This is a genomic window from Candidatus Cardinium hertigii (assembly GCF_003788695.1).
On the sequence record NZ_RARA01000025.1, the window covers coordinates 43,213 to 52,726 of the forward strand.

5 protein-coding genes and 2 pseudogenes are annotated in these 9,514 nt (G+C 35.3%); 3 read left to right on the plus strand and 4 right to left on the minus strand.

What is annotated here, in order from left to right; translation table 11 throughout:
• Window positions 1-318: 318 nt before the first annotated feature.
• Both EDM02_RS03365 and EDM02_RS03370 read right to left on the minus strand, forming a co-directional pair.
• Window positions 319-633 (minus strand): annotated as a pseudogene (locus EDM02_RS03365) (transposase); the annotation flags it as partial.
• Between the two features lie 211 nt (window positions 634-844).
• Window positions 845-1,393 (minus strand): annotated as a pseudogene (locus EDM02_RS03370) (transposase); the annotation flags it as partial.
• 91 nt (window positions 1,394-1,484) lie between these two features.
• On the opposite strand from EDM02_RS03370, the gene EDM02_RS03375 reads away from it, so the two are divergent.
• Both EDM02_RS03375 and EDM02_RS03380 read left to right on the plus strand, forming a co-directional pair.
• Window positions 1,485-2,144 carry an HD domain-containing protein gene (locus EDM02_RS03375; RefSeq protein ID WP_123662178.1) on the plus strand — a complete coding sequence of 220 codons (660 nt, stop codon included), beginning with the start codon at window positions 1,485-1,487 and terminating at the stop codon, window positions 2,142-2,144.
• Between the two features lie 351 nt (window positions 2,145-2,495).
• Window positions 2,496-2,717: a YtxH domain-containing protein gene (locus EDM02_RS03380; protein WP_123663033.1), complete on the plus strand. Its 222-nt coding sequence runs from the start codon at window positions 2,496-2,498 to the stop codon at window positions 2,715-2,717.
• A 678-nt stretch (window positions 2,718-3,395) separates the two neighbouring features.
• Here the strand turns inward: EDM02_RS03380 and asnS are convergent.
• On the minus strand, window positions 3,396-4,706 hold the full coding sequence (gene asnS, locus EDM02_RS03385) for an asparagine--tRNA ligase (protein WP_123663101.1): 1,311 nt from the start codon (window positions 4,704-4,706) through the stop codon (window positions 3,396-3,398).
• A 142-nt stretch (window positions 4,707-4,848) separates the two neighbouring features.
• On the opposite strand from asnS, the gene rpoN reads away from it, so the two are divergent.
• Window positions 4,849-6,276 (plus strand): RNA polymerase factor sigma-54, encoded by a 1,428-nt coding sequence (gene rpoN, locus EDM02_RS03390; RefSeq protein ID WP_123663096.1) that lies wholly within the window; start codon window positions 4,849-4,851, stop codon window positions 6,274-6,276.
• 202 nt (window positions 6,277-6,478) lie between these two features.
• Here the strand turns inward: rpoN and EDM02_RS03395 are convergent, their stop codons facing one another.
• Window positions 6,479-8,179: an IS1634 family transposase gene (locus tag EDM02_RS03395; RefSeq protein WP_123662577.1), complete on the minus strand. Its 1,701-nt coding sequence runs from the start codon at window positions 8,177-8,179 to the stop codon at window positions 6,479-6,481.
• Window positions 8,180-9,514 lie beyond the last annotated feature (1,335 nt).

Below are 9,514 nucleotides of genomic sequence, written 5' to 3' on the forward strand. Positions count from 1 at the left end.
CTTTTAAGGCACGTCACATAGAGCTAGTAAATATCTCTACTATATTAAGTGGTTCAGGCAGAAGTGCTGCTGAATCTTTTCAGGAGTTATTTGATACACTATTTGAAAAAGGAAACGGAGAAGAAAATGGGGCATATGTGCCTACTGCTAAATTAAAGACTTTCACGGAACAGAAACATAAAGTAGAGTTAATCAATATCTGTAGTATATTACATGGTTCAGGCAGAAGTGCTGCTAAAGCTTTTCAGGAGTTGTTTAATGCACTATTTGAGAAAAAAAATGAGGCATATGTGCCTGGTAAGCGGCTAAAGGCCTTTAATGAACANGAACCGAACTGTCCATTGAAATACCACAAAATAGGCTAAAAGTTATACGGTCGTTTACTTCTTCTTCTACTTGATAGTCACTCAGTCCATACCATGTCTGAAGTAAAAGCATTTTAAATAAAAGTAGGGGACTATAGGCAGGTTTGCCAGATAAGCGTAGGCCTTTAGCATAATAAATGCGAAGTTCTTTTTCAATTGTTGACCAATCAATTATTTTAGTGATTTGATCAAAAAAGGTATGTTTACATTTACGTTTACTTGCTGAAATATCTGCTAAACTTAATTGACCACTTGTTTGGATTGCCATAACTATACATTAGTAATAATTCTAAAAAATTAAACACCGAAAACTCATGTTAAATTAACCATTTTTTCAATGAGGGGAAAGTGGATTATTTATGATTAAATTTAATTGTCTATTGCAACGGCCTCCTATCGTTTCTGGCATAGAGAGGTGTTGCATAAATGGACCCATACGTACTGCCAATATCCGACATTCCGCATAAAATTTTTAAAANTGGATCTACTCCTTTTTGATAACTTTCAGATACGGTTATACTGCCATCTGCATGAAGATCATAACTTTTTTTCCATTTAGGACATCTGGGAGTAGGAGTTATTGAAGCATCAATAGCAGCTGAGCCATTTTTAACCAGTACCCCATGGGCAGATAGCTGATCATTAATTATATTTAATAACCTCTCTAGTGCCTTCTTCTTTGTAAGCATAGTCCTAAATCTGCTTAATACACTATGATCCGGAACCGAACTGTCCATTGAAATACCACAAAATAGGCTAAAAGTTATACGGTCGTTTACTTCTTCTTCTACTTGATAGTCACTCAGTCCATACCATGTCTGAAGTAAAAGCATTTTAAATAAAAGTAGGGGACTATAGGCAGGTTTGCCAGATAAGCGTAGGCCTTTAGCATAATAAATGCGAAGTTCTTTTTCAATTGTTGACCAATCAATTATTTTAGTGATTTGATCAAAAAAGGTATGTTTACATTTACGTTTACTTGCTGAAATATCTGCTAAACTTAATTGACCACTTGTTTGGATTGCCATAACTATACATTAGTAATAATTCTAAAAAATTAAACACCGAAAACTCATGTTAACTTAACCATTTTTTCAATGAGGGGAAAGTGGATTATTTATGATTAAATTTAATTGTCTATTGCAACGGCCTCACTACCATTCTACCGATTTGGCTGCTAATAAGGTAAGCGAAACAACCGAAAGCTTAGCACAAGAAAGAACGTTAGTAGACTTGCTTACAGCAGAAACCAATTTGACGCAAGAAATAGTGGAAAAAACCATTGCTTTTATTAAAAATGCGCATGGTCTTATGATACGTAAATCGGGAGCGCCTTATTATACGCATCCTATGGCAGTAGCTAAGATACTGCTAGATGTTACCAAAGATCCATCTACCATTCTAGCTGGTTTGTTGCATGATATAGTAGAAGATACACCGGTAACCTTAACCCAAATAGATCTCATGTATGGCCCTGAAGTTGCCTATATTGTAGATAGGGTTACCCATTACCATACAAATGGTTATCCTTGGAAATTCAGTGATATGGAAAACAAAAATATGCTGAGCCAATGTGTTAACATCCGTGTTATACAGGTTAAATTAGCTGATAGGCTCCACAATACTCAAACTTTATATGCGCGTGAATGGGCAGATCAACAACGCATAGCCAAAGAAACGCTTTCGTTCTATATTCCATGGGGGAAAAAAAATAATATCTGCTCAAAGTGGTTAACAGAAATGCAGTATATTTGTGAAGAAATTTTGAATAGAAAATAGAAAGTATTCGTTAAAGCTACTTTTTTTGCTTGATCAAAAAAAGTAGCCAAAAAAAATCAAGCGCTGGTGAAAAAACTGCTGAAAAGAAAGGGAAAAAACCGAAAATCAAATCTCGCTCCTACGGTTACTCAATGGANTATTGCAACGGCCTCGTTAGGTATATGCATATTTTGTTTGTTTTTTATAAGCTTTTTATTGTAAATTCAACTTATAGTAGAAGTAAGCGTATACGTATAGGATGGTTATGGTAACTTTACTTCTTTTATATTTTAGTCTTTATATATTTAGTTTTTTATATAGAGATATTTTTCGAGAGGTTTGCGTACATTAATATTTTAAATTACAAAAGTCATGTATATCTATAGAAATGTGTATTATTTAGTCTTAGGGGTAGTCTTAGGTGCTGTATTGGGAATTTTAGTTTGTGATGAAACTAAAAAAGAAATCATAAAAGCAATCCAAAATAAAGCAAAATTCTTTTCAGATAACTGCAAAGCAACTTCTGAAGAGGCAATGGATTCGGTTAAGGGTTCTGTAAATAGCGCTAGAAGTTCTCTGAAAGATTTATTGTAGTATATATCCATTATATATTATTATATATTAATGGATAATAATGGGGAAACAAAAGACGAATCATGCTTTGTTTCTCCATCATTATTTTGTATCCCTTAACATTATACATCTATAATATAATTAATTATGTCTAAAAAATTATTTTTAATATTGGGAATACTTGTGGGAGGGGTGCCTTTGGTGTGGTATGCTATTCCTGATCAACAAAGGTCTAAACTTAAAGGCGTTTTATATAACCGGATGCAACATGTTTTCCTAGTTACTGTAACAAAATACTTATTAAAAAATTTGGTAAGAAATGCAGTTAAGACGTATTTAAGTTAATAATGTATCCGTTCAGTGATGTGGCCTATGCGTATCCGTGTTCGTACCAATTAGAAATAGTACAATAATACTAGATCGTAAAAAATGCGCCTTGCATAAAGCTGTGACTAGAAAATTTCGTATCCGTTCAGTCGTATGGCCTATCCGTGTTCATACCAATCGGAAATAGCGCAATAATGTAAGTTTATAAAAAATGCGCCTTGAAAAAACTGTGGAAAGAAAAGAAAGGAAAAAAATCAAAAGAAAATCATTTTGTCTGAGCTCCGTAGGAGCGAGATTTGATTTTTGATTTTTTTCCTTTCTTTTCAGCAGTTTTTTCACCAGCGCTTGATTTTTTTTGGCTACTTTTTTTGATCAAGCAAAAAAAGTAGCTTTAAAGTACCAGTTTATATCTTCTACCTGAAGATTTCCCCGCTGCATAGCTTGCTGCAAATAATCCAGACGTTCTTCTCTTTGAGATCCGCCAACCATTTCCCCTACACCAGGGAAAAGCACATCCATAGCTGCCACAGTTCTACCATCATCATTTTGGCGCATGTAAAATGCTTTGATCGCTCGCGGATAATTGGTTACGACTACAGGACTTTTAAAATGATCCTCTACCAAATAACGTTCATGTTCTGATTGAAGGTCGATACCCCAACCGGTAACGGGATAAACAAAAGTTCCATTTTTATTTGGTCTAGCTTCCATTAGAATATCCACTGCTTCTGTATAGGTAATCTGCACAAAAGGTTGTGCTAATACGAATGCCAATCGCTCCAATAGAGGCATTTGTGCCTTTACACACTTTTCATTTGTACTGCTAAGCGCACGTTTTTGTAACCAAGCAAGCTCTTCTTGACAATTGTTCAGCACGTAATTTAGTAGAAATTTTAACAATTCCTCAACAAGCGCTATATTATCGTCCAAAGTATTAAAAGCTACCTCTGGTTCAACCATCCAAAATTCTGCCAAATGCCTGGGGGTATTAGAATTTTCTGCCCGAAACGTAGGACCAAAAGTATACACTGCTCCCAACCCCATGGCCGCTGCTTCTGCAGCAAGCTGCCCAGAAACCGTTAAGTTAGTAGGTTTTTTAAAAAAATCTTCTCTAAAATCAACACGACCATCTGGATTTCTAGCTGGCCCCTCCGCATCCAAGCTAGTTACCCGAAATAGCGCTCCTGCTCCTTCTGCATCAGCTGCCGTAATAATAGGCGTATGAAGATAAAAAAAACCATGTTCATGAAAAAAATGATGAATGGCATAGCTCACTGCATGTCTTATCCGAAACACGGCACCAAAAGTATTGGTACGAAAACGAAGATGCACCCATGTACGCAAAAATTCCAGTGAATGCGCTTTGGGTTGCAATGGATAGGCTGGCGCAATACCCAATAACGTAAGTTGGCTACCTTCTAATTCTACCGACTGATTTTGCCCTTTTGAAGCCACTAAACGCCCTAAAACAGCGATACTGGCCCCTGTACTCAGTTGGTTCAGCAGCGCTTCTGAAAGAAGCGTAGGTGCCATAACCACTTGCAAATTTTGCTGACATGATCCATCATTGATCGAAAGGAATATAACCTGCTTGCTTACCCGCTTGGTTCGAATCCAACCTTTTGCCTCAATAGTCGTTCCAACTATGCCAAACCGTAAAATTTCTTTAATTTTGCTACGCAAAGTATTTTTTTAAATCAATATTTGTTTCGTATAACATCAATATAATTATAATAACTAAACTAGTAGTCTAATAGTCTAACAGACTAAAATCTAGTCCCAGTAAATCTAGCAATAGTTTTTATTCTATCCAACTGAATTCTAAATGCAAAAGTTACAATTAGAACAAAAATGTTCCCATAAATTATCGGGGCAACAAATCCAATTTATCAAATTACTACAAGTGCCTAGTATTGCACTAAATACCTATATATCCAAAGAAATTGCATCGAATCCTTTGCTAGACGAAACATTAGAAAATGACGATGCCATCGCTCCCGAATCGGAAGCATTTACCCATAATTTTTCGGATTATTACCCAAGCGATTTAAATAAAAAAAATTATAAAACAGAAATTTCTCGTGATAAATGGACACCAACCATCGTTTCCTTGCAGGAAAAATTAAAAGAACAATTACATTGGCTTCATTTGAGTGAAGTGGGCTATATAATAGGAGAACATTTGATAGGCAGTTTAGACCAAAATGGTTTCCTCCCATGTGATTTGGAAATTATTGTACAAGACCTGCATGTAATCCATTACGTAGAACTTTCTGTACAAGAAGTAGAAGAGGTACTTATAGCCATTCAACAATTAGACCCACCTGGTATTGCAGCTAGAAATCTTCAGGAATGTTTATTAATACAATTGAACCGGCAGAACCAAACAGATCCAGTTATTCAGTTAGCCCGAGATATAATAAGCAGTTGTTTTGAGGAGTTTACCAAGAAGCATTATGAAAGCATCCTCAAAAAACTAGCCATTGCCGATAGGCATCTTTTAAAAGATGCACTGGCCCACATTGCCCATTTGAATCCCAGACCAGGAGGAAACTATAATGGAATGGAGCAGACAAATAATTTCCTCTCTCCTGATTTTATAATTGTAGAAAATCAAGGAAATCTTTCTGTTGAGCTGGTCAATTATCCCATCTATAAGCCACGTTTTAATAAAAAATATCTGACTATGTTGGAAGCTTATGAAAAAAAAACCAAAACAGATACAGCATACCAGCAAGATAGAGAAAATCAGGAAATAATTGATTTTTTGAAAAAAAAACTAGAAGATGCCAAATATTTTATGGAAGCACTGGGACAGCGCAATCAAACACTTTTAAAAACCATGCAAGCTATTTTAGAGCTTCAATACAATTTCTTTTTAGAAGGAGAAGAAACAGATAGGTTAACTCCCATGGTTTTACAAAATGTAGCCGATAAGGTAGGGATGGATGCCTCTACTATTTCCAGAATTGTCAATCAAAAATCAGTTCAAGGTAAATTTGGCGTTTATCTGCTAAAGTTTTTCTTTTCCGAGGGCATTAGCAAATCTACGGGGGAGAATATCAGTAATAAAGCGGTTAAAAATAGAATTTTAGAATTGATTAATAGTGAAAATAAACAGAATCCTTATCCAGATAGGCGTATGGGAGAAATATTGATCACAGAGGGCTATAGTGTAGCGCGCCGTACGGTAACCAAGTATAGAGAAGAACTGGGCCTACCTGTTGCTAGGTTAAGAAAGGAATTGGCATAAATTCAAGTATAATCCGACATTCCGCATAAAATTTTTAAAATATATATTTTCCCCTTTTTAGGTTTTTTAGCGACAGATTCGTATGAGTTAGCCTTATTATTTTCGTAAAAACGGGCTATAAAGAGGCAATTTTCCTTTTCTTGCTAAGCTTTTTACTCCATATAATCAAAATATAACCTCATTAGATAGACCTTTGGCCCTGTTAGATATTTTCATATTCAATATCATATATTCTACAAGCCATAGGTCCAAAATGCTGCACAATCTTTTTTAGTATATCATTCATATTGAGAACTATTTCATGATACTGTTCACCTATCTTTATTTTAAGTAGATGTACGCCATGAAAGAGTTTATAAATCCACTTCATGGTAGGTTTCTTAGTAGCATAGCCACTTTGAGATAAGATAGTAGTATTGGTTGCTTCTAATTGCTTACGTAAATCATACTGCGCAAAGCTATAGACCATTAAACAAAGCGTCATCACTACCATTAAAGCACTAATCCGTCCAGGCTTCTTAAGAAAAATAGAATCTACTTCAAAACTGTTATCTTTAATAAACTTAAATCCTGATTCAGTACCAGATTGTTCTTTATAAGTAGATAATATTTCGCTATCTTTAAGAGCAATTTCATCTAATTGATTGGTTGCTAGAATAAAACGTCCTTTACTTAACGTAGCATGTTCAATCTTTTCTTCATCTCGTAGTAAAACTGTATGGGCTTTGTATTCAATTTTGTCTGGTTTATTATCTTTTTTAGGACGTCCTTTTCTTAGATAAGTTGGTATAGTGGCAGCAGTATAGCTAATCTTATGATAGTGTAATTTTTTATTTATTTGCAAGATTTCCTTATCAAGATCTTGCAGACAGCCAAATAACTGATTACCCAAATGCCATAATAGTTTATTGGTTTCACTAGCTTCCTTTTCTATCTTTTTTTCTAAAGTAACTACTTCCTTATCATAAGCTTCTTTGGAATAAATCAATGCCCATCTTTGTGCAATTCCTTGATATATCTGATTAACAACTATATATTTATATCCCTTGTCTAGCTCTATCCAATCAATAGTTTGCTTGGTTAATAAAGTTTTAGCTACTTTTATATTATCTGGTACTCTAGATAACCAGAGTAAATTTTGCCCATATTTTACACAATTGGCATACATGGCAGAATCGCCCACATATAAAAAAGAAGGGGTGCTTTCTAAAGCTTTGCAAAAATTTTGCATACGAGTAGCAGCAGCTTCCAAAGTTGTCTTATCTGCAGCGTTACCTGCATGTGCTTCCATCCATATAGGGAAGTGAGCAGCTCCAGAAGTAGCTAATAATAAAGTCATTTGCTTTAAATCAAAGCGCTTATTTTTAGCATAGCCATGAGCTGGACGGGCTAGCTTAGGTAGCGTTAATCGGTTCGTTTCTGCTACAGCAGTACTATTTTTTACCTCATCTACCTCATCTGTTTCAGCACATGCATAGTCACCGTAGAGTGTTAACGTAGTTGTATCCAAATGAGCAGATTTACCTAAAATATTATGTTGTAAAGCAATAGTTAAAGCTATTTCTGAAAAAAATTTGGTTTCTCCATAGTCATGTATAGCATCTAAACAGCGTCCTAAAGCATCATCATTAAAATCATCTGCTTTAACTTGATTTCCAAATAGTTTACTAATAGGCTTGTTCTCAATAAATTTAGGAAATAAGTATAAACGATGATCTATAAAACCCAAACCATTGAGTATCATAGCAATAACTCGTTGGCTATGCGTAGTCTTGGAGCCTTTTGTAAGGGGAAGACGCTTATCTATGGCATGAGCTATACCTAGTTGATCTATCGTAGCTGCTACTAGACCTAGATGGTCTAATATTTTACTGCCTAATATATTCGATGGATGTATTTGCATATATATAACTACAGATGAACAGTTTAAACGCAATAGGTAATATAATTATTTTTTTGTGGAAAAATACTACTACTGAACAAAATAAATAATGATTTTTATTGCGTTTTTGTGCGGAATGTCGGCATAACATCAAAAATGAAAAAAAATAACAAAAAATAATACTGGAAAAATAGAAAAAATTATACTATCGGCCTGTTGCAACGGCCTCACTATGTGAGTTCGCCCCATGATGTATGTACATACATCACGGGGACCCCAAGTACGCTGAATCCCGAAGCGGAACAGGGCTCCCCGCCAGATGATATATCTGGTGGGGTAAAGCGCAGCCAGCTTTTCAAAGACGAAGAGTAGGCTCAAACAGGCTGATTCTCTACTAAGCTCTCAGCCTGAGATTTTCTAGTCACAGCTTTGTTCAAGGCGCATTTTTTACGATCTAGTATTATTGCGCTATTGCTAATTGGTGTGAACACAGATACGCATAGACCAAATGATTATGTTTGATTTTTTCATAATGGTCAGGTAGCTGTTAACCCCAACCCCACATTCACGTTAATTTATACATATTTTTTATTTTATTTTTTTATTTATTATGTCGCGTTATACTTTTAGATACCTTTTTAAGCTNATATTTTAAACATCTCATAATAGGTGATTATCAAATTGGATATGGACAAGGGTTGTTGTTGGGTAGTAATGACAGTCGTTTCATGGGCACTGATGTCCTATCCATCATCCGTAATGATATTGGAATTACGCCCTATACAGGCATTAAACGGGTTGGTTTACGCGGTGTAGCGCTTACATCTATCTTAGGCACTATTGAATGGACAGGATTTTTGGCAATAAATAATTTAGATGCTCAAATAAAATGGAACGAAGACAATAGACCGTATACCAACTGGATCAATCGTACAGGTAAATATGACACCATTAATAAGCTGAAAAATAGGGGTACTATACAAGAACAAGTAATAGGATGTACTATTCTAAAGCAATACAGTACTAATGAATCAGCAATAGGCATCAATCTACTGTCTCATCGTTATAACATTCCTATTATACCAGAAGAAGCATTGCATATCTTCTATACATTTCATGGACAAAACGCCCTAGCGACTAGTTTATTTTATCGTTTACTATGGAAAAGAGCAGTGCTATTTGGGGAGTGGGGGATTACTTTTCCTTGTATAAAACACTATACCACTGCTTTTATTAAAGGAATCAAAGTGAGCCTTACTGATGATATAGCGTTTATGGCCGCATTATACCGTTATGGAACAGGCTTTTACAATCCCTATGGGAAAGCCTTTACAGGATACGCCCGAAGTAATGCGC